Annotated in this window: 17 protein-coding genes; 12 read left to right on the top strand and 5 right to left on the bottom strand. The window is 46.4% G+C overall.

Going from position 1 to position 20,664, the window contains the following annotated elements; all coding sequences use genetic code 11:
- Positions 1-195: 195 nt before the first annotated feature.
- From OU793_RS02795 to OU793_RS02760, 8 genes are all read left to right on the top strand, one after another.
- Positions 196-1,356 (top strand): ABC transporter substrate-binding protein, encoded by a 1,161-nt coding sequence (locus OU793_RS02795; protein ID WP_140103843.1) that lies wholly within the window; start codon positions 196-198, stop codon positions 1,354-1,356.
- Between the two features lie 9 nt (positions 1,357-1,365).
- On the top strand, positions 1,366-3,075 hold the full coding sequence (locus OU793_RS02790) for an ABC transporter permease (protein WP_140103844.1): 1,710 nt from the start codon (positions 1,366-1,368) through the stop codon (positions 3,073-3,075).
- Positions 3,041-3,688 carry an ATP-binding cassette domain-containing protein gene (locus OU793_RS02785; RefSeq protein ID WP_020903950.1) on the top strand — a complete coding sequence of 216 codons (648 nt, stop codon included), beginning with the start codon at positions 3,041-3,043 and terminating at the stop codon, positions 3,686-3,688. The genes OU793_RS02790 and OU793_RS02785 overlap by 35 nt, the downstream gene beginning before the upstream one ends.
- Positions 3,681-4,292: a CDP-alcohol phosphatidyltransferase family protein gene (locus tag OU793_RS02780; RefSeq protein WP_005495656.1), complete on the top strand. Its 612-nt coding sequence runs from the start codon at positions 3,681-3,683 to the stop codon at positions 4,290-4,292. The genes OU793_RS02785 and OU793_RS02780 overlap by 8 nt, the downstream gene beginning before the upstream one ends.
- A 124-nt stretch (positions 4,293-4,416) precedes the next feature.
- Positions 4,417-4,896, top strand: coding sequence for a glycine zipper 2TM domain-containing protein (locus OU793_RS02775; RefSeq protein WP_140103845.1), 480 nt, complete (start codon positions 4,417-4,419; stop codon positions 4,894-4,896).
- A 212-nt stretch (positions 4,897-5,108) separates the two neighbouring features.
- Positions 5,109-6,638 carry a nitric oxide reductase transcriptional regulator NorR gene (norR, locus tag OU793_RS02770; RefSeq protein WP_024699896.1) on the top strand — a complete coding sequence of 510 codons (1,530 nt, stop codon included), beginning with the start codon at positions 5,109-5,111 and terminating at the stop codon, positions 6,636-6,638.
- Positions 6,639-6,812: 174 nt separating this feature from the next.
- Positions 6,813-8,474, top strand: a complete 1,662-nt coding sequence (gene hcp / locus OU793_RS02765; protein WP_069539993.1) for a hydroxylamine reductase — start codon at positions 6,813-6,815, stop codon at positions 8,472-8,474.
- 81 nt (positions 8,475-8,555) lie between these two features.
- Positions 8,556-9,611: a hybrid-cluster NAD(P)-dependent oxidoreductase gene (locus OU793_RS02760; protein ID WP_140103846.1), complete on the top strand. Its 1,056-nt coding sequence runs from the start codon at positions 8,556-8,558 to the stop codon at positions 9,609-9,611.
- A gap of 92 nt (positions 9,612-9,703) precedes the next feature.
- On the opposite strand, the gene OU793_RS02755 is transcribed toward OU793_RS02760, so the two are convergent.
- The 4 genes from OU793_RS02755 to OU793_RS02740 all read right to left on the bottom strand — a co-directional run bounded on the left by OU793_RS02755 (position 9,704) and on the right by OU793_RS02740 (position 14,696).
- Positions 9,704-10,636, bottom strand: coding sequence for a class I SAM-dependent methyltransferase (locus OU793_RS02755; protein WP_024699899.1), 933 nt, complete (start codon positions 10,634-10,636; stop codon positions 9,704-9,706).
- 31 nt (positions 10,637-10,667) lie between these two features.
- Complete coding sequence (locus OU793_RS02750) at positions 10,668-11,360, bottom strand: TIGR01621 family pseudouridine synthase (protein WP_017820860.1); 693 nt, start codon at positions 11,358-11,360, stop codon at positions 10,668-10,670.
- A 49-nt stretch (positions 11,361-11,409) separates the two neighbouring features.
- Positions 11,410-13,023: a methyl-accepting chemotaxis protein gene (locus OU793_RS02745; RefSeq protein ID WP_025509723.1), complete on the bottom strand. Its 1,614-nt coding sequence runs from the start codon at positions 13,021-13,023 to the stop codon at positions 11,410-11,412.
- A 242-nt stretch (positions 13,024-13,265) separates the two neighbouring features.
- Complete coding sequence (locus tag OU793_RS02740; protein ID WP_024702722.1) at positions 13,266-14,696, bottom strand: sodium-dependent transporter; 1,431 nt, start codon at positions 14,694-14,696, stop codon at positions 13,266-13,268.
- A gap of 371 nt (positions 14,697-15,067) precedes the next feature.
- Between OU793_RS02740 and cls the strand changes: the two genes are divergently transcribed.
- The 4 genes from cls to OU793_RS02720 all read left to right on the top strand — a co-directional run bounded on the left by cls (position 15,068) and on the right by OU793_RS02720 (position 20,001).
- Positions 15,068-16,522: a cardiolipin synthase gene (gene cls, locus OU793_RS02735; RefSeq protein ID WP_005462347.1), complete on the top strand. Its 1,455-nt coding sequence runs from the start codon at positions 15,068-15,070 to the stop codon at positions 16,520-16,522.
- Positions 16,523-16,775: 253 nt separating this feature from the next.
- Positions 16,776-17,984, top strand: coding sequence for a cystathionine beta-lyase (locus OU793_RS02730; protein ID WP_140103963.1), 1,209 nt, complete (start codon positions 16,776-16,778; stop codon positions 17,982-17,984).
- A 223-nt stretch (positions 17,985-18,207) separates the two neighbouring features.
- Positions 18,208-19,137 (top strand): triacylglycerol lipase, encoded by a 930-nt coding sequence (locus OU793_RS02725; protein WP_029832852.1) that lies wholly within the window; start codon positions 18,208-18,210, stop codon positions 19,135-19,137.
- 12 nt (positions 19,138-19,149) lie between these two features.
- Positions 19,150-20,001, top strand: a complete 852-nt coding sequence (locus tag OU793_RS02720; RefSeq protein WP_140103962.1) for a lipase secretion chaperone — start codon at positions 19,150-19,152, stop codon at positions 19,999-20,001.
- A 33-nt stretch (positions 20,002-20,034) separates the two neighbouring features.
- Here OU793_RS02720 and OU793_RS02715 read toward each other — a convergent pair whose 3' ends face one another.
- Entirely contained in the window at positions 20,035-20,601 is a 567-nt protein-coding gene (locus OU793_RS02715) for a DNA-3-methyladenine glycosylase I (RefSeq protein WP_025555803.1), read from the bottom strand.
- Between the last annotated feature and the right edge of the window lie 63 nt (positions 20,602-20,664).

Here is a 20,664-nt window from a genome sequence, read left to right as displayed (position 1 = left end):
AGAGTGCAGCTATCGTGCTGCGCTCTACCCTTTACATCATTGATAGTAATTCCCTGAATCAATTAATAAATCCTATTGGGATTCACATTGATAATACCGCGAGATAGATTACTATCCTTGTGAAGGACAGAGGCTATTCGTGAACAAACTCAGCGAAGCTTCAAACAAGAACCAGAAGAAAAACACGGACTACGTATGAAAAAGCTACTCAGTACCATTGGCATTTTAGCCACCACTTTTGCAACTTCATCTTTTGCTGACTCATCGGCCGTTAGTAAATGGCAAAAAATCGAACAACAAGCTGACGGACAAACCGTCTATTTTCATGCTTGGGGTGGTAGCCAAGAGATCAACCGCTATATCCAATGGGCAGGCAAAGAGCTTAAATCTCGCTACAACGTGACGCTAAATCACGTGAAAGTCACTGATATTTCCGAAACCACCACTCGCCTAATCGCAGAAAAAGCCGCAGGCAAAAACAGCGGTGGCAGTGTTGATATGGTTTGGATCAATGGCGAAAACTTCAAATCAATGAAGGATAACCAATTGCTGTTTGGTCCTTTTGTTGAAGGCTTGCCAAGCTGGCAGTACGTTGACAAATCATTGCCAATTGATGTGGATTTTTCAGAGCCAACTGAAGGTCTGGAAGCACCTTGGGGTGTGGGGCAATTAGTGTTTATTCATGATGAGCAAACCCTGCATAACCCTCCTCGATCTTTTGCTGAAATGCTGAGTTACGCAAAAGCGTTTCCAAATCGCCTAACTTACCCTCGCCCACCAGAGTTTCATGGGACAAGCTTTATTAAAGCACTGTTGATTGAGTTGACCAACAACGATCCCGCTTTGCAAAAACCAGTCACTGGTGAAACATTTGAGCAAATCACTCAACCGCTATGGGCTTACCTAGATGAGTTCCATAAAGTTGCTTGGCGTGGCGGTAAGCAATTCCCAGGAGGGACGGCTGAAACGCTTCAATTACTGGATGATGGTCAGATTGATCTTGCGATTACCTTTAACCCAAACGCGGTTTTTTCTGCACAATCGAGCGGTAATCTTGCAGAAACCACCAAAGCGTATGCGATGGACGCAGGTGCACTCTCAAACATTCACTTCTTAGCGATTCCTTGGAACGCAAATGCCAGTGCCGGTGCGCAAGTTGCGATAAACTTTTTATTGAGCCCTGAAGCACAATCTCGCAAAGGTAACCTTAACATCTGGGGCGATCCTTCAGTGCTAAGCAGCCAATACCTAACAGGTTCGGCTAAAAATACTCAACAATTCAAATCTATCGCTGAGCCGCATCCGAGTTGGCAATCTGCCTTAGAAAAAGAATGGTTGAAACGCTACGGGAATTAATAAGAGCCCATGTTAAGAGCGCTATATTTAATCATTATCGCTGTTTGTATTTTACCTACCATTCCGGGACTACTCGGAGTGGTGGTTTCTGCGCTCGGTTATGTACCTCCTATCGGCTTGCACCACTTTTCTTTGGATGGCTTTAACGCTGTTTTTGATTGGGAGGGTGCTTGGACATCCATCGGGCTGACTTTCTACTCTGCCATTTTCAGTAGCTACTTGGCTTGCTTGATCACATTTGCGATTTTGCAAGCATCGTGGGGCAGCAAGTTTTGGCGAAAAATTGAAGTTAGCCTCTCACCACTTCTCGCTATGCCGCATGTCGCGTTTGCAATTGGCTTTGCGTTCTTATTTGCACCAACAGGTATGGGCGTTAGGGTTCTCAACCAACTGTTTGGTTACGATCCCAATGCACAAACGGTGAATGACTTAGCATTGCTGATTAAAGACCCGCATGCACTCGGTTTGGTCATCATGCTTGCGATTAAAGAAGTGCCGTTTTTATTGTTGATGAGTATTCCAATTCTTCAGCAATTGAAAGTCGATAAGATTGAAAAAGTCAGTCATTCGATGGGCTACAGTTCGGCGCAAGCGTGGTGGAAATGCGTATTCCCACAATGGATAGCAAAACTGCGCTTTCCAATGCTGGCGGTATTGGCTTACAGCTTGTCGGTTGTTGATGTTGCATTGATTATTGGCCCTACCAACCCACCGACGTTTGCAGTTTTGGTATGGCAGTGGTTTAACGATCCTGATTTATCACTTCTACCAAGAGCTGCCGCAGGCGCGGTCGTGTTGTTTGCTATCGCTAGCCTTTTGATTGGATTTGCACGCTTAATGGAATGGTGTATTACCAAAGGCTTCAAACGCTGGCAGTACTCTGGTCGAAACGGGTTTCGTTTACCCGGTAAAACCCTATTTTCACTGATCGCGCTACTCGCACTTCTAATGATTCCACTCATGGTGGTGTGGAGCTTTGCTCAACGCTGGCGCTTTCCAGATTTACTACCGAGCCGCTATAGCCTGCGTTTTTGGGAATACGAATGGCACAGTATTCTTGGTACGCTGGAGCAGAGCATGCTGATTGCCGTTATCAGCGCGACCGTCGCTCTAGCCCTTGCCTTGATCGCACATGAGTATCGCCTTCGTTATCGCTGGCAGGTGCCCGGTTACATCATCGCCATCCCAATGCTGATTCCTCAGCTATCCGTGCTATTCGGTATGCAAGTAGTGACGCTGTACTTAAACAGTAACGCGTATTTCTTTTGGGTATGCTGGGCGCACGTGTTCTTCGCGTTCCCATTTATTTACCTCTCGCTAGACGGTCCATGGCGCAGCTTCGATAACGGCTTAACTCGCGTCGCACTCAGCTTGGGTAAAACACCGATGCAAGCTTGGTTAAAAGTGAAACTGCCAATCCTCCTACCTGCGATTGCATTCGCATGGGCTGTCGGTATTAGCGTAAGTCTGGCGCAATACCTGCCGACATTGGTGCTAGGTGCTGGGCGCATTAGCACCATCACAACCGAAGCCGTTGCGCTATCCAGTGGTTTTGACCGACGTGTCACCGCGATTTACGCCATTTGGCAAGCACTCTTGCCGTTCTTGTTCTTCTCTTTTGCGATACTACTAAGCCGCTTACACGTGAAGTATCGCCGCTTGTCTATAAAAGGTTTACTACTGAATGAGTCTTTGTCTCGAAAACCTCGCCATCCGTAAAGCCAATGGCGACACGCTTTTTTCTGCGTTCAACATGACCGTAGAGAAAGGTGAAATTGTTACTCTGATGGGACCAAGTGGTTGTGGTAAATCCACTTTGTTGGATGCTATTGCTGGGCACCTATCCGCCGAGTTCAACTACTCTGGATCCATTACGCTTGATAACGAAAAGTTGGATGCCCTCCCTGCCCATAAGCGTCAGGTCGGTATTCTATTCCAAGACGATTTGCTCTTCCCCCACTTGACGGTGTGGGAGAACCTTGCCTTCGCGCTACCAAACTCAATCAAAGGTGAAGAACGTAAAGCTCACGCCATGCAAGCACTGAAGAACATTGCATTGACCAAACTTGCCGAATCCTTCCCAGATCAAATCTCCGGAGGACAACGTGCCCGTATTGCTTTGACTCGTATGCTGTTGGCAAAGCCGAAAGTTGCGCTACTCGATGAGCCCTACAGCAAGTTAGATAAAGATCTGCGCGTACAATTTCGCAATTGGGTGGTCGAGCAATTGCAGCAAGCGAACATCCCTACTTTGATGGTAACGCACGATGAAGACGACATTCCCAATGGCAGCCGCTGCCTGAACTGGCCGTGGGAGACAAATCATGCTTGATAGCCTGAGTATAAAGCTCATCCGCAAACCGCTCGCACTCAGTGCGACATACCTCGATAAATGTGGCATCACCGCAAATCAGACGACAGTATTTGGTTTTGTGCTTGGCTGTTTTGCTCTGCCGGCTTTGATCACCGAACAATACTTGTTGGCGTTGCTGTTTATTTTGCTGAATAGAATCTGTGATGGATTAGACGGTGCACTGGCGAGGATTCAAGGCATTACTGATGCGGGCGGTTTTCTCGATATCAGCTTAGATTTTCTGTTCTATTCCCTGATTCCTTTTGGTTTTGTGTTAGCAAACCCAGAACAAAATGCCATTGCAGGGGCATTTTTGATTTTTTCCTTTGTCGGAACGGGAAGCAGCTTTTTGGCTTTTGCCATCATGGCAGGGAAACAAGGCATCGATAATCCGGTGTATAAACACAAATCTCTCTACTACATGAGCGGCTTAACCGAAGGCACGGAAACCATCGGCTGTTTTGTGCTGTTTTGCCTGATGCCACAACACTTTTCGGTCATTGCATACATCTTCGGTGCGGCATGTTGGTTTACCACATTCACGCGAATTTACTCTGGGTTTCATACACTCAAAGGCCGTTAACACCGCTCAGAAATGTACGTATTCTTGAGAAAGAACATCACTAAGCGGCTGTTTATTAACGCATCAAAGCACATGCTAAATTGAGGTATATACTCTTTGGGTGGAGAAACCATTCGGAGGCTATATGAAAAAACACATCAAGTTAGGCATGTTGCTCACCATTACTTGTGCGATTGTGCTTGGCGGCTGTAGCTCACCTAACCCGTACGGAGATGCATACGGCTCGTCCGACACTCGCAAAGTTCAGCAGGTTTACTACGGCACGATAGAAAAAGTAGAACCCGTAACCATTGATGCCTCTACCCAATCCAACGCCATCGGTACAATAGCAGGGGCTGCCGTTGGTGGTATTTTGGGTTCGAAAATTGGGGGCGGTTCTGGCTCGGATATCGCAGCCATTGGTGGTGGTTTATTAGGTGGTTATGCAGGTAGTAAAGCCGCCGAAGCAACCGCGAAAAGAAATGGTGTGAGCCTGACCATTCGATTAGAGGATGGAAAGATCATATCTGTCGTTCAAGAAGTAAACCCAAACATGATTTTCCAGCCAGGCCAAGCCGTTCAAATCAACATGTCTGGTAATGACGCAAGGGTTGTACCTCGCTAATTTGAACACGATGACTCCGTTCCATTGGTCTGCTGTTTTGGCTCAAAGAGCTTAGTCCGCGCAAGCGTACGTTGCTTACTCATCGGCTTGCGCGATTCTATTTGTATCAAATTTGATCGTCGTCAATGGAACATCAATCTCCCACACCTTTCGATGTTCAAATGACATCAAATTGCTAGCATGAGCCCATTCCAGATAACTTTGGCCTTGTTATGACACCGACTGTTGACCACGTACTCCTTAATATCGCGCTAAACCTCAGCTCTAATCGCTCTCATGAGCAGCAATATCAAAACCTCATTGATGGGGTCGCGCAAGTATTCCCATGTGATGCGAGCTGCCTGTTTATCTTCGATGAGGATGGGTTTCTGACTCCTGTCGCGGTAAAAGGCTTATCTAGCTCGGTCTTAGGTCGTCGCTATTTCCCCAAAGCACATCCACGCTTAGATGCCATTATTCATAGCCGTGAACCGGTGCGTTTCGATGCCGATTGTTCACTACCTGATCCTTTTGACGGCACACTATTAACCGAAGACCAGTGCATTGATGTTCACGATTGCATGGGCTTTAGCTTGTATGTGGAAGGACAACTTGTTGGCGCACTAACTATGGATGCTCTAACGGTGGGTGCGTTTGATGACATTGACCCTGTCGCTATCGAAACCTTTGCAGCTTTGACCGCTGCGACATTGCGTAACATTGCTCAATTAAAAGCACTCAAAGCGCAAAACCAGAAGCAAAAAAGCGTCACTCAAACCCTTATCCAGCAAGCCCGTTCTCAACATGGTGAAATGGTGGGTTTAAGTCCGCAGATCAACCAGTTACGAAACAACATTGCGACCGTTGCTCAATCAGATTACGCGGTACTTATCACAGGAGAGACCGGAACTGGTAAAGAACTGGTCGCGCACTCGGTACACGCGCAATCTCATCGTAGCGATAAGCCGATGATTTACGTCAACTGTGCGGCCCTGCCTGAAGGTCTGGCTGAGAGTGAACTGTTTGGCCATGTCAAAGGCGCATTTACAGGTGCTAATAGCCACCGTGCCGGTAAGTTTGAACTGGCAGACGGTGGAACGATTTTCCTTGATGAAGTGGGCGAACTGCCTTTGATTTTGCAAGCAAAATTGCTGCGCGTAATTCAGCAAGGCGAGCTGCAACGTGTAGGTAGCGATCAGCATTTGATGGTCAATGTGCGCATCATCGCCGCGACCAATCGACAATTAGAAAAAGAGGTCGAATCTGGCACGTTTCGAGCAGACCTTTTCCACCGTTTGAACGTGTTCCCAATCCAAGTCCCCCCATTGCGTGCCCGTGACGGTGATATTCCCGTTTTAGCAGGATACCTGTTAGAAAAAGTACGCCAACAATTCAATGCACCCAATCTGCACGTTCACCCTAAAGTGTTGACTCAATTGGAATCTTTACCTTGGTACGGAAACGTGCGCGAGCTCGAACATACGTTAACTCGCGCGGCTTTGCACGCCATTCAACAAGGCGCAAGCACGATCATGCTTAACCATTTCGACACCTCATTGGCTCTCGATGATGTAAAAAACACATCACATTATTTACCCAAAGAAAGCCAACCAATGCGAGAGCTAATAGAAAGCTATCAACGTGATTTAATTGAACATGCTTTAAGCCAAACTGGTGGCGTTTGGGCAAAAGCAGCGGAGTTTTTGCAAATGGATCGCGGGAACTTATATCGAATGGGTAAAAAGCTCGGGATCAATAAATAAACAACCGCAAGAAGCTGATGTGATTAAGACATCATTCGCGTTGTCTTAATTACATCACCCGCCCTATCAAAAACACACAAAATCATTAAAAATCAACAACATAAAAATTGGCACACATTCTGCTCTCTAGTGGTCAACATCACGACTATTAAAACAATCACTGGAGAACCCAATATGTTCTGTATTCAATGTGAACAGACAATTCAAACCCCTGCTGTCAAAGGTTGTTCTTTTGCACAAGGCATGTGTGGCAAAACTTCTGAAGTATCAGACCTACAAGACGTGTTGGTTTACACACTGCAAGGGGTTTCTTTTTGGGCATCAAAAGCACTTGAATTCAACATCATTAACGATGAAATCAACCAATGGGCACCCAAGGCATTTTTCTCTACATTGACGAACGTTAACTTCGACCCTGAACGCATCCTAGAGTTAACTTCTCAAGCTGCAACGTACAAAGCATTGCTAAAAGAGCAAGTGATGTCTGCTGCGACTTTGTCAAACACCAACCTTACTGACATTCCTGCCGTTGCCAACTTCGAGCTACCAAACAGCGCAGAAGCGATCTTAGCTTTTGCTCCTCAAGTCGCGGTTAACCGTGGTAAAGACCAAGTACATGAAGATGTTATTGGCCTACGCCTACTTTGCCTATACGGACTTAAAGGTGCCGCAGCGTACATGGAGCACGCACGTGTTCTTGAGCAAACCAACAACGATATCTATGCCGAATACCATGAAATCATGGCGTGGTTGGGCACAGATCCTGAAGATCTTGGCGAACTACTTGATTGCTCAATGCGCATTGGCCTGATGAACTACAAAGTGATGGAAATGCTCGACCAAGGCGAAACAACGACCTTCGGCCATCCAGAACCAACAACGGTGAACGTCAAGCCAGTAAAAGGTAAATGTATTCTTGTTTCTGGCCATGATTTGCATGACCTAGAAAAAATCCTGCAACAGACCGAAGGCAAAGGCATTAACGTTTACACCAACGGTGAAATGCTGCCTGCACACGGCTACCCTGAGCTGAAGAAATACCCTCATCTCGTCGGTAACTACGGCAGCGCATGGCAAAACCAACAGAAAGAATTCGCAAACTTCCCTGGCGCAATCGTAATGACGTCAAACTGCTTATTGAATCCAAATGTGGGTCAATACGCAGACCGTCTATTCACCCGCAGTATTGTTGGCTGGCCTGGAGTGACTCACATCGAAGGCGATGACTTTAGCCAAGTGATTGAATGTGCTCTAGCGCAAGACGGTTTCCAACACGATGAAATCGAACACCACATCACGGTTGGTTTTGGTCGCAATGCACTGATGAACGCCGCCCCTGCGGTTATCGACCAAGTGAAGCAAGGCAACATCAAACACTTCTTCCTAGTCGGCGGTTGTGATGGTGATAAAGCGGAACGCAGCTACTACACCGATTTTACGGCTGAAGCGCCAGAAGACACGCTAATCCTGACCTTGGCGTGTGGTAAGTTCCGCTTCAACAAGAATACGTTCGGAGATATCAACGGCATCCCTCGCCTATTGGATGTGGGCCAATGTAACGATGCTTACTCTGCAATCCAGCTTGCACTTGCACTGGCGAAAGAGTTTGACTGTGACATCAATGAACTACCACTCACGCTTGTGCTTTCTTGGTTCGAGCAAAAAGCGATCGTTATCTTGCTAACGCTATTTGCATTGGGCGTGAAAGGCATTTACACAGGCCCTACTGCACCGGCATTCCTAACGCCAAACCTAATCGCCATCATCCAAGAGAAGTTCGATATGCGCAGTATTGGCAATGTTCAGGATGATCTAAAAGCCATCCTAGCAGCCTAATAAACCTGCTTGTTACGCGCCTCCTTACGTGGAGGCGCTATCTATTTCGAACTAAAAATAGCCACAGCCAAAGAGATTGTTATGTTTTTTGAATGGCAAGATAACCAACCCGTCACGCTCCGTTGCATCGATAAATACTTCGAAACACTCGACACCGTCAGCATCAAATTAGCCGAACTAACCGAATCTCTTCTGTTTCAGTTTAAGCCTGGCCAGTTTATTAACTTGGGCGTCGAAATTGATGGAAAAATGGAGTTTCGTGCCTATTCAATCAGCTCGATCAATGAAGACGATCACCTTCAACTCACCATCAAACGAGTATCTGGCGGTAAAGTATCGAACTACATCGTTGACTCGCTGCTGCTCGGTGATACCGTTCAAGCATTACCACCAGCGGGCGAATTTAACTGCATTGACCACCCACCCGTTTTACGTGATGGCGAAACAAGAGCCTTGCTTATCAGTGCAGGTTGCGGCGTCACGCCCGTATTTTCGATGGCAAAACACTGGCTGAGTGAGCAAGATGAAAACGACAACGATGTGGACATCGCATTTCTTCATATCGCACGCAGCCCAGAAGAGACGATTTACTACGATCAGCTAGAAACGTTCGACGCTGTGTATCCCAACTTCCATTTAAAGCTGTTGCTTAAAAACCGCGAAGGAACGTCACACCCACAAGGTCGTTTGAATGCCGACTGGCTTAAAGAGCTTGTTCCTGATTTCAAGCAACGCACCGTTTACCTGTGTGGTCCAAGCCAGTTTATGCAAGATGTTCACGGCTATTTGAATGACCTTGGTTTTGACATGACGAACTTCTACCAAGAGAGTTTTACGCCAGCGACTGGCGCAGAAACATCGGTCTCCGATGAAGTTGTTCGTGTTTCTGTTCCTGACTTTGCTCAAACCATCGAAGCGCAAAAAGGTCAGGTACTGGCCGATGTGCTTGAAGGCGCAGGTTTACCATTAATCGTCGCTTGTCGTAGCGGCATTTGTGGCTCGTGCAAATGCAAGGTTCGTCAAGGCAACGTCTCTTCCACCAGCCTAGAAACATTAACGCCAGACGAAATTGAACAAGGCTATGTGCTCGCCTGCTCATCAACCATCGAAGCGGATCTTGAAGTGCAGATTGGTTAGTTTTCCAAATACAAAAAAGCGCCGCGATACGTCTGTTTAGATGTTTCGCGGCGCTTTTTGTTTAATTTTTCTTCTATTGCGACAGAGAGTTTTTAGCTGAATAACAACACTTTCAATGCAGCTTCGCTGTCTACGTCCATAAACTCTGGTGGGTTATCCAGACGCTCACGGTATGTCAACTCTGGCGCTTCTTCTTTCATGCTTTCAATCAAGAAGTCGCTTGTCACAGATGGCGAGTTCACACATGCCATCACTTGACCGCCGTCTGCCAACAAATCCGGCAATCGACGTAGAATCTTTTTGTAATCTTTAGTCAGCGCAAAGCTGCCTTTCTGGAATGAAGGCGGATCGATGATGATCAAGTCATACTGACCAGATTTTTTAATCTTACCCCACGATTTAAAGATATCGTGCCCCATAAAGCTTACCTGGTTGATGTTATGACCATTTAGCTTGTGGTTCTCACGACCTTTAGACAGCGACGCTTTTGCCATGTCGACGTTAACCACTTTATCTGCGCCACCCGCAATGGCAGCGACAGAAAAGCCACAGGTGTAAGCAAACAAGTTGAGCACGTTTTTGTGCTTCGCATTTTCGCGAACCCAATCACGACCGTAGCGCATGTCCAAAAACAGACCGAAGTTTTGGTTGCGGCCAATATCCAATTGGTATTTCAAACCGCTTTCTTCAACGACAGGGCGAGCGTCTAATTCACCGACAAGCACTTCTGAAGGCGCACCATCGGCATAACGGTGCTGAAGAACCATAGTGCGACCTTGCTTGTCTGCCCACAGTTGTGATTGTGCCAACGCATTCAGGCCGCTTTTCAGCTCAGCGAGAAACGCGTCGTCGACTTCTTTAAACAAGTTGATAATCAACTGACCTTGTAACCAATCACAGGTGATTTGCTCTAGGCCCTCAAAACGACGGCCACGACCATGAAACAGTCGACGAATTTCATTCGGAGCTTGCGCGAGCTCGGTTTCTAGATGCTGAAAGAACAGCGGAAGTTGTGATGCTTGCATCGAGTTCTCTTATTAGTTTTCTTTGTGACGGTTATTTGATCGTAGGCCAGTTCAGCTCCCAAGGGGAAAGCCAAGTATCCAAGCCCTGAGAGACGATTTCACTGTGCCATTTGCTACCCAGCACTTTGTATTCTCGTGGATCGCAAACAAAGCGATATTGCTCATCTCGGTATTGGAAGCAAAGTGAAAATGCATGCAGGTAACCGCGATCAGCCTCATTGCCTGCATTGTAAATCGGGTCGCCAACAATACCTGAGCCAACCGATTTTAATGCCACGCGAATTTGATGCGTTTTACCAGTGTGTGGCTTACATAAAAATAGGCGCTCTCCGGGCTCTGCCGCAAGAGAGAAAAACTGGGTGACGGCTGGGTTGTTTTTGCTGTTGACCAGCTTCCATGATGAACGGCGCGAACGCTCCATATCACCAACGACCAAACCTTGTTTCTTTTTCGGCTTTTTAGAGCCAATCGCCAGATAGAACTTTTCCACTTGGCGGTCAGCAAAGGCTTGCGATAACGCACTGGCCGCTTTAGCGTTGCGTCCGAGGAGCAGAATACCCGATGTCATTTTATCCAAGCGATGGATAAGATAGAGCTGCTCATCACCACTCTGCTTAGCCACTTCTTGCAACAGCATTGTGTCGCCATCGTCTTTATGAACAGAGACGTTGGGATGCTTATTGATGATCAGAAAATCGGGATGGGTATGTAGAATATCGAACATAAAAAACTGGCTCCACGTTTGGAGCCAGAAGTATACCGATTCTGATTGATTAGGCGAGCTTAAACTTACCCACTAGTGTTTCCAACTCGTGTACCTTGCGGTTCAAACCTTCTACGCTTTGTGAGCTGTCATTCGCTAGTTGCAATGAGCGAACCGAAATGTCGCTGATCGACGTAATATCTGCGGCAATTTCTTTTGTCACCGCAGTTTGCTCTTCGGCTGCGGTCGCAATAGAGTTCACCATGCTTTGCACGTGCCCTGCACCAGCAACGATTTCTTCCAATGATTCCACCGCTCCCGAGCTTTGGCTAACACCAATTTCCACCAAACGGCAACCATCTTCGGTGTAAGTCACGGCTTCTTGCGTGCCAACTTGAATCGCTTGGATAATCTCGCCTACTTCTTGTGTTGCTTTCGTCGTACGCTCGGCAAGTGCACGGACTTCATCAGCCACAACCGCAAACCCGCGACCAAACTCACCCGCACGCGCAGCTTCAATTGCCGCGTTTAACGCAAGCAAGTTAGTTTGCTCTGCGATGTCTTCAATCACTTTAATCACTGCGCCAATTTTCTCGCCATGAGCACCAAGGTGATTCATCTGAACCGACATGTCCGCCATTTGCTTCGATACCTGTTGAATGCTCTCTACCATTTCAACAATGACGGTACGGCCTTGCTCGGCTGTGGCTTCTGATTTACGAGCTTCTTCAAACGTAGACGCACCTTGTTCCGCCACTTGTGAAATGGTCAAGCTCAGCTCTTCTGCTGCCGTTGCGATGAGGTTCGCTTTGTCGGCTTGGCTACTCGCACCAGAAACAATGTCTTGGCTAACAACAGACAGCTCACTCGTGACCGACTTAACTTCTTCAGACACGACTGAAATGGAGCCAATCAACCCCGTTAGAGATGCCTGCATTTTATTTAAAGAGGTCGCTAAGTTAGAAAGCTCATCACCCGATTCGTCTTTGATAGGAGAAGCTGTCAAATCGCCTTCCGCCACACGTTGTGCCAAAGTATCCAGTGCGGTCAAACGCCCTGTGATTGAATTAGACAACAAGTATGCAATGAACACTGTTGCGATCGCCGCAAGCGTACCTAGCGCGTAAATGGTGTTCTCGATATCGTTGAATGAATCGGTCAATTGGAGAAGCGCATCATGTGTGCTTTGGCGGCCTTCTGCCGTCGCCGTATTGAGCATGTCTTCAATTGGGGCTAGATTCACCTCGTACAACTGACGGACTTGCTCAACGTTTTCTTCTAAACTGCGATGCCCAATATTCGGCTGAATTTGGCTCTCAAAGCTCGACGTAAAATTCGCCATAAGCTGCTCAATTTTTTCGATATTGCGATAATCTTCTCCACCAGCGGTTTCAAGACGTTTTACATCAGCCAACGCAGAGGCAAACTCTTTCTTGTTCGATTGATATTCACGTTGTGCACCACTGGTATTGATGATCATACCGACAGCATCTCGATAAATATCCCCAGCTTCATCGATCAAAGCCATGTATCCGATGGTCTCTGGGACGTCGTCTGTTCTGACTTCTTGTGCCACTTTATGTGAATTAATCACTTCAAACGTAATAATCGCGATCATCACCAACATGGTTGCCAAAATGGCACCAAAGCTCGCATATAACTTTTTACGAACTGACATTTTCACTGACAAGGTTCCTTATAAATTATGTTCTGTGCAGACATTGCTGTATCAATCTGCACATGAATTATTTCGGGACGATAGACACCCCTTTGCAGTGGTTGCGCATTTTATGTGACAAACATCACATTGCAATTAAAGTTTTATAAAAAGACACAATTAATCTAAAAATGTCAGTCTTATCCTACAGACACAAAAAAAGCGGGAGCCTTACTAAGCCCCCGCTTTTCTTTATCTTTTTAAGCTGTTTACAGTTTCTTCGAAAGTAATCCTGCAAAACCAATAATCGCGATACCTAAAACCATGATTTCGCCTTTGCCGCTATCGAAGCCAGACTTAATGCCCATGAAGGCAACAATAGCAATCGCTACCGGAATGACGTATTTAACGAGGTTGTACCATAAGCCAAATAGTGGGAATGATACTTCGCCATCATTCGTGATTTCTTTTTCAAGCTCTGCACGATTTAAGCGCCAGCCAGCAAAGATACATACCAACATACCCCCAACCGCTAGGAAGATTTTATCTGTCAGTAGGTCGAAGATATCGAATGCACCGGTACCAAATAGCGTTGGTCCCATACCGCCTAGCGAAAGCGATGCAAAGACACAAAGTGATGCCATCACGACACTTGCTGAAACTACTGCGTTAGAACGTTTCATGCCTTTCTCATCGATAAGGTAAGAAACCACTACTTCTAACAATGAAACCGAAGAGGTAAGCGCCGCTACCGTTAATCCGATGAAGAACAGAAGCGCAAGTAGCAAACCAATCACACCGCCCATTTCCGCGAATAATTGAGGGACAACGACGAACACCAGACCTGGGCCTGCAGCTGGCTCCATGCCGAAAGCAAACATTGCAGGGAACATCGCGACACCAGCAAGGATCGCTACGCCGGTATCCATTGCCGTAACCATACCTGTTGTTTGAACGAGGTTTTCTTTCTTCTTCAAGTAAGAGCCATAAGTCATCATACAGCCCATACCAAGACTCAATGAGAAGAACGCCTGACCTAATGCTGCAAGTACCACGTTACTGTCTACTTTTGAGAAGTCTGGCATGAACAAGAATTCAAGGCCTGCCATCGCACCTGGAAGCATCAAACCTTTCACCGATACGATGATCAAGATGACAAACAGCAGCGGCATAAGAACTTTACCCGCTTTTTCGATACCGCCAGAAATACCTTTCATTACGATCAGTACGTTAAGGAAAAGGTACACCCCCATCCAGAACAGCGGTTGTAGCGGATCAGAAATGAAACCACCAAAGCTGTCACCGATTGCCTCCGGCGTGCTTAGTAGACCACCACCGACTTTAAAAATGTACGCTAACGCCCAACCACCTACGACTGGGTAAAAACCCATGATAAGTAACCCACTAAATACACCAATTACGCCAGTGAACGTCCAGCGTCGGTCAGTGGATTTAAATGCGCCTACTGCTGATAGACCTGTCTTACGACCAATAGCGAACTCAGTAAGCATGACGCTAAAGCCGATAAAAATAACAAAGAAAAGGTAGATCGCAACGAACGCACCGCCGCCACTCTCACCTGCTGTGTACGGGAACTTCCAGATGTTACCCAAACCAACAGCGGAACCCGCTGCTGCCATTACGAAGCCTAATTTAGACCCCCACGTATCACGTGGTGCTGCTGTATTAGTTGTAGCCACGCTTATTCTCCAAAGATTTGTTGTGTTGTGTATGCATAGAGATAGGCGTCTAAAATGTTTGTGTAAATATTTATATACACTTATAAGAAGTTTGTTCGACGCTCTATGTATAGCAAGTAAAGCAGTTCCCTATTAGAATTGGAACCCCAAAAAGTACATTTATCGCACAAGTGTAGTATTACGCACGTTAAATGCTGCTTTTTTGTTCAAAAGTTAAAGAATAGCCTTATTTTTCACATTAAAATAACAGAATCACCTGTTATGAAATTTGTTCCTCATGTAGGGTCAATCCCACTTCTCATTGGGAAATCTGTTCCCCCAACCCACTTTTATGCTTAATATCCTAGATGGGCATATTACTTTGAGCGTATATGGACAAGTTCTATCATTTTCTTACTCTTACTGGCATTGGACTGTATTGGTTCTTAGTTGCTGGTGTTACTTTACGCGTTGTTTTGAAGCGTCGTGCGGTGAGCGTGTCTTTAGCTTGGCTAATGATCATCTATATCCTTCCCGTGCTTGGCGTCGCGTGCTATTTCCTATTTGGTGAGCTGAACTTAGGCAGAAAACGAGCTGAACGAGCAAAAGAGATGTTTACCCCTTTTGCCAAGTGGTTTAGTCAACTCAACGATTGCCACGCGCACATGCCTGAAACCATGGGTCGCCATATCTACCGCATCGATGAACTGTGTAACAACCGTCTTGGGCTACCTGCTTTGAGCGGGAATACTCTGTCGTTGCAACAATCTCCTGATGAAATTCTGCACTCCATCATCGAAGACATCGAGAATGCCAAAACGAGCATTCGAATGGTGTTCTACATTTGGCACCCAGGCGGCTTGGCCGATTCGGTAGCATCCGCTCTTATCCAAGCATCTAAACGTGGTGTGGATGTGAAGCTGCTATTGGACTCTGCGGGTAGCCCACGCTTCTTCAGAAGTCCTTGGTACAAAATGATGAAAGATTCGGGTATCGAGGTTATTCAGGCGCTCGAAGTGAAGATGTGGCGTATGTTCTTACGTCGTCTTGATCTTCGCCAGCACCGTAAAATCATCGTCATTGATGATGAAATCGCCTATACAGGGTCAATGAACCTTGTCGATCCTGCATACTTTAAACAGAGCAGCGGCGTTGGGCGTTGGATCGATATCATGGTGCGAGTTACAGGGCCAACCGTAAACGTGCTGAGTGCGATTCACTGCTGGGACTGGGAAGTAGAAACGGGCGAACGTTATTTGCCGAAGTTGCCGGAGTGCAAAATTGACAACAGCAAATACCAACATCCGATTCAGGTGGTTCCATCTGGCCCCGGCATGCCAGAGTATTTGATTTATCAAGTGCTTACTTTGGCAATTAACCAAGCCAATCGTTCGGTACGAATCACAACACCGTATTTTGTACCTAATACAGACTTGCTTGAGACGTTAAAAATGACGGCGCAGCGCGGTATTGATGTTGAGCTGATCATACCGCACAAAAATGACTCACTTATGGTTCAGTGGGCATCGCGCGCTTTCTACAGCGAACTTTTGGCCGCTGGCGTGAAAATTTACGAGTTCTATGGTGGCTTGCTGCACACCAAATCGGTCGTTATCGACGACCAGTTTTGTTTGGTTGGTACGGTGAATATGGACATGCGTAGCCTGTGGCTGAACTTTGAAGTCACTCTGGCTGTCGACGATGAAGAGTTCACCAAGCAATTGTCATGGTTGCAAGATGGCTATATCAAGCAATCTCATCCTGTCGTTTTGGACGAGTGGGAAAAACGTAGCCTTTATTCTCGTTTCCTTGAGCGTGTGTTCTACCTCTTCAACCCATTGCTCTAAATCAGCAACCATTTCAGTTCAAACCTCCAGTAATGAAAGTCCATGCTGGAGGTTTATTTTATCTGCGTCTTATTTTTCGCATCGACTATTCTGTGCGTTCCCCAATACATCTCATGTAATCATCGCTACCACACGGCGCTCTAAACGTTCAATCCAAACGGTTATTGGTCGATATGTGACTTTTCCCTTGCAAACCCTATGTCGTCCATGTTTTAAATAATCCAAATTGTAATATTTAAGACAGGGAATATTTATGTCAGAGGGCAAAAAGACCAAACTCATTACCGCAGGCCGCGATAAGAAGTGGACCAACGGCGTGGTAAACCCACCAGTACAACGCGCTTCTACTGTCGTTTTTAATACTGTTGCAGAGAAAAACCAAGCCGCAATAAACCGCGCAAACAAAACGCTGTTTTACGGACGTCGTGGCACTAACACTCACTTTGCTTTTCAAGACGCAATGGTCGAGATCGAAGGCGGCGCGGGTTGTGCTCTTTACCCTTGTGGAACGGCAGCCATTTCTAACGCGATCCTTTCTTTCGTCGAAGCTGGCGACCATATTTTGATGGTTGATACGTGTTACGAACCAACACGTGATTTCTGCAACGTGATAATGAAAAAGATGGGCGTAGAAACCACTTACTACGATCCGATGATCGGCGAAAACATTCGTGATTTGATTCAACCAAACACCAAAATACTGTTTCTTGAATCGCCGGGGTCAATCACGATGGAAGTTCAAGACGTTCCAACCATGGCACGCATCGCTCACGAGCACGATATCATTGTGATGCTCGATAACACGTGGGGCGCAGGCGTGAACTTCTCACCTTTCGAGCATGGCGTGGACATTTCTATTCAAGCGGCGACAAAGTACATCGTTGGACACTCTGACGTCATGCTCGGCACCGCAGTGGCGTCTGAGAAATACTGGGATCAGCTTCGCGAACAAAGCTACCTGATGGGTCAATGCGTTTCTCCTGATGACGCTTACCTTGGCCTACGAGGTATTCGCACTTTGGATGTTCGCTTACGCCAGCATGCTGAAAACAGTTTGAAAGTCGCACAGTGGTTGGCAAACCGCCCTGAAGTGGATCATGTTCGTCACCCTGCCCTAGATACTTGCCCTGGTCATGAGTTCTTTGAGCGTGACTTTACTGGCGGCAATGGCTTGTTCTCATTTGTGCTGAAAACCTCGTATCCAAAAGCGACCACAGCTTTGCTTGATGGCATGAAACACTTCAGCATGGGTTACTCTTGGGGTGGTTATGAGAGTTTGATTTTGGCTAACGAACCTCGCAGCTTTAACAGCTTACGCACGGTCGCCAATCCGAACTTTGAAGGCACTCTGATTCGTATTCATGTAGGCTTGGAAGATATTGAAGACTTAATCGCCGATTTAGAAGCCGGATTTGCTCGATACAACGCCCTAGTGCTTGAAAAAGAAGTCTCTCTGAAATAACTCATGTTATCGCCCTGCTCAGCAGGGCTTTTTTATAAGTCAATGAAATAACTGGGATATCTACCGCCTCCCATCTTACTCTCCTTCAATGTTCATCATTTGTGTTGTTTTTCATTTGAGCAATCACAGAATAAAAATATGTGCTTCATGAAGACTTCCCATCTTCTCAATTTGTCTCCTACCTTTTATCACTCATAAGAGGTCATACCACAAGGAGATAACTTTGAAACTCAAACTCATAGCAGTGTTGCTTTTTACTCTAATTACCCTGCCGATTGCTTCAGCCAACACCGCCACTGGCTATACGCAAACCAAATACCCCATTGTGTTGGTTCATGGTTTATTCGGCTTTGACTCGCTGGCTGGCGTGGATTATTTCTTTGGTATCCCTCACTCATTAACCAAAGATGGCGCTACAGTTTATGTGGCACAAGTTTCTGCGACAAACAGTAGCGAAGCCCGCGGTGAGCAGCTTCTTTCTCAAGTCGAAACCTTACTCGCCGCCACAGGTGCTAGCAAAGTGAACCTCATCGGTCACAGCCATGGTGGCCCAACAGCGCGTTATGTAGCCTCTGTACGCCCTGATTTAGTGGCTTCTGTCACCAGTATCGGCGGAGTCAACAAAGGCTCAAAAGTCGCAGACTTAGTACGTGGCACTGTTCCAGAAGGATCGGGGACAGAACAGTTGGCCGTTAAACTCGCGCAGGGATTAACCACTCTGATCAATCTGCTTTCGGGTGGTTCAGATCTTGATCAAGATCCACTGGCTTCGTTAGCCGCATTAACGACGGAAGGCTCGTTAGCTTTTAACCAACACTACCCTGAAGGCATTCCAACCAGCGAATGTGGCGACGGTGATTTGCTGGCTCCCAACGGCGTGTATTACTACTCATGGACCGGATCATCCACTTTTTCCAACGTTTTCGATCCGACAGACGCAGCCATAATGGTACTCGGCTTGGCATTCGATGGGCCAAACGATGGGCTCGTTGGCGCATGCAGCACTCATTTAGGAAAAGTTATTCGTGATGATTACAAAATGAATCACTTGGACGAAATTAACGGTTTACTCGGTATCCACCATCTTTTTGAAACCGACCCCGTCACGCTGTATCGCCAGCATGCGAATCGTTTGAAACTGCAAGGTCTGTAACAGGAATTCCCCATGAAGAAAGTCGCTCTTATCGTTGTGCCCATTCTTTTGCTTCTCGGTGTGGGAGCGGCTTCCCTCTACGTATCGGACTCACCACAATCCAAGATGGCTCAATCGCAACATGACACTACTATCGACCTCTCCTCTCAGAAAGACTTTTTTGAGTTCTCATTGAGCAGCTTGGGAGAACATAGCCTTGAAGAAATCCAAGAAAATATTGAAGAAAGTATCTCGCAGCAAAACTCACTAGGCATTGATGTTGAGTTGTTTCAAACCTATCTCGCGTACAAACGGGCGCTTTCTAAATTAGAACCACTTGAAGATACGACGTTGTCATTAAGCCAACTGCAACGGCTGAATGAAGCCATTCTAAATTTGCAACTTGAATACTTTAACGATCAACAAATTTCCCAACTATTTGATGAAGAAAATCGACTACGCCAACTCGCAATAGAGAAACTGGTGATTAAAACGTACGAGCAAGACTCTGATTCTCAGCAACTACTACTCAACCAAGCGTTATCTGAACAACCTGAGTACATCCAGCAAAGTGAACGCAACAATGCCTTAACGAGGCAACTCGACCAAACAGCATTACTCAGTTCACAGGATAAGTATCTTGCTCGCGTCGAGTTGGTAGGAGAAGAAGGCGCGCAAAGGCTGCAAAAATTGGATGAACAACGAGCGACGTTTGAAACAGAGCTAACAAATTACCTAGAAAAACGTGCGGATATTCTTGATGATGAAATTTTGGACAGCGAAGAGAAGCAGTTAGAAATTGCCAACTTAAGGAAGCAAAGCTTCGAGACAACTCAATGGCGCCGTATCGAAGCCTTGGAACGTATTCATGACAGCCAGAACTAGCTGTATAAACTGAACAATTATATAAACGAAACGTTACTGGTTTTGTTTTTTAGGGCATCCAACGATGTGGTCATCCACCATGCCAACGGCTTGCATAAAGGCATAACAGATGGTTTCACCGACAAACTTAAAGCCTTTCTTTTTGAGAAACTTGCTCATGGCTTTGGACTGTTCTGTCGAAGCAGGTACGTCACTCATTTCATGCCACTGATTTACCACAGGCTTGCCATCGACAAACTGCCACAACGCCGCTGATAAGCTGCCATATTCAGCAATAAGTGCTTTGGCTGCTTTAGCGTTGCTAAATACCGAATTGATTTTGCCGCGATGCTTCACTACATCGAAGTTTTCGACGATGAACTCGGCGCGCTCTTCGTTTCTCTGTTCCAACGCGTCCAAATCATAGTTTTCAAACGCTTCTCGGTATCCTTCACGTTTTTTCAGAATCGTAATCCAACTCAATCCCGCTTGCGCACCTTCCAACGTAATAAATTCGAACAACACTTTGTCGTCATAAACCGGAACGCCCCACTCTGCATCGTGATATTCGCGCTCTAGAGGGTGGTTCATCGCCCACGCGCACGTTTTGTGTTCTGTCATTTTTCGTCCTTATAAAAAGCGCCTCTAACTCACCAGCTAGAGGCGCTGAACTTTACATCGTTA

This window comes from Vibrio sp. VP6, from assembly GCF_028823755.1.
In the GTDB taxonomy this organism is placed as follows: Bacteria; Pseudomonadota; Gammaproteobacteria; order Enterobacterales; family Vibrionaceae; genus Vibrio; species Vibrio parahaemolyticus.
This window is presented reverse-complemented; position numbering and strand designations above follow the sequence as displayed.

Excerpts from the sequence above, each read along its gene's own strand:
- OU793_RS02795 (WP_140103843.1), top strand. The coding sequence starts at position 196 with ATGAAAAAGCTACTCAGTACCATTGGCATTTTAGCCACCACTTTTGCA.
- OU793_RS02790 (WP_140103844.1), top strand. The coding sequence starts at position 1,366 with ATGTTAAGAGCGCTATATTTAATCATTATCGCTGTTTGTATTTTACCT.
- OU793_RS02785 (WP_020903950.1), top strand. The coding sequence starts at position 3,041 with ATGAGTCTTTGTCTCGAAAACCTCGCCATCCGTAAAGCCAATGGCGAC.
- OU793_RS02780 (WP_005495656.1), top strand. The coding sequence starts at position 3,681 with ATGCTTGATAGCCTGAGTATAAAGCTCATCCGCAAACCGCTCGCACTC.
- OU793_RS02775 (WP_140103845.1), top strand. The coding sequence starts at position 4,417 with ATGAAAAAACACATCAAGTTAGGCATGTTGCTCACCATTACTTGTGCG.
- norR (WP_024699896.1), top strand. The coding sequence starts at position 5,109 with ATGACACCGACTGTTGACCACGTACTCCTTAATATCGCGCTAAACCTC.
- hcp (WP_069539993.1), top strand. The coding sequence starts at position 6,813 with ATGTTCTGTATTCAATGTGAACAGACAATTCAAACCCCTGCTGTCAAA.
- OU793_RS02760 (WP_140103846.1), top strand. The coding sequence starts at position 8,556 with ATGTTTTTTGAATGGCAAGATAACCAACCCGTCACGCTCCGTTGCATC.
- OU793_RS02755 (WP_024699899.1), bottom strand. The coding sequence starts at position 10,636 with ATGCAAGCATCACAACTTCCGCTGTTCTTTCAGCATCTAGAAACCGAG.
- OU793_RS02750 (WP_017820860.1), bottom strand. The coding sequence starts at position 11,360 with ATGTTCGATATTCTACATACCCATCCCGATTTTCTGATCATCAATAAG.
- cls (WP_005462347.1), top strand. The coding sequence starts at position 15,068 with ATGGACAAGTTCTATCATTTTCTTACTCTTACTGGCATTGGACTGTAT.
- OU793_RS02730 (WP_140103963.1), top strand. The coding sequence starts at position 16,776 with ATGTCAGAGGGCAAAAAGACCAAACTCATTACCGCAGGCCGCGATAAG.
- OU793_RS02720 (WP_140103962.1), top strand. The coding sequence starts at position 19,150 with ATGAAGAAAGTCGCTCTTATCGTTGTGCCCATTCTTTTGCTTCTCGGT.
- OU793_RS02715 (WP_025555803.1), bottom strand. The coding sequence starts at position 20,601 with ATGACAGAACACAAAACGTGCGCGTGGGCGATGAACCACCCTCTAGAG.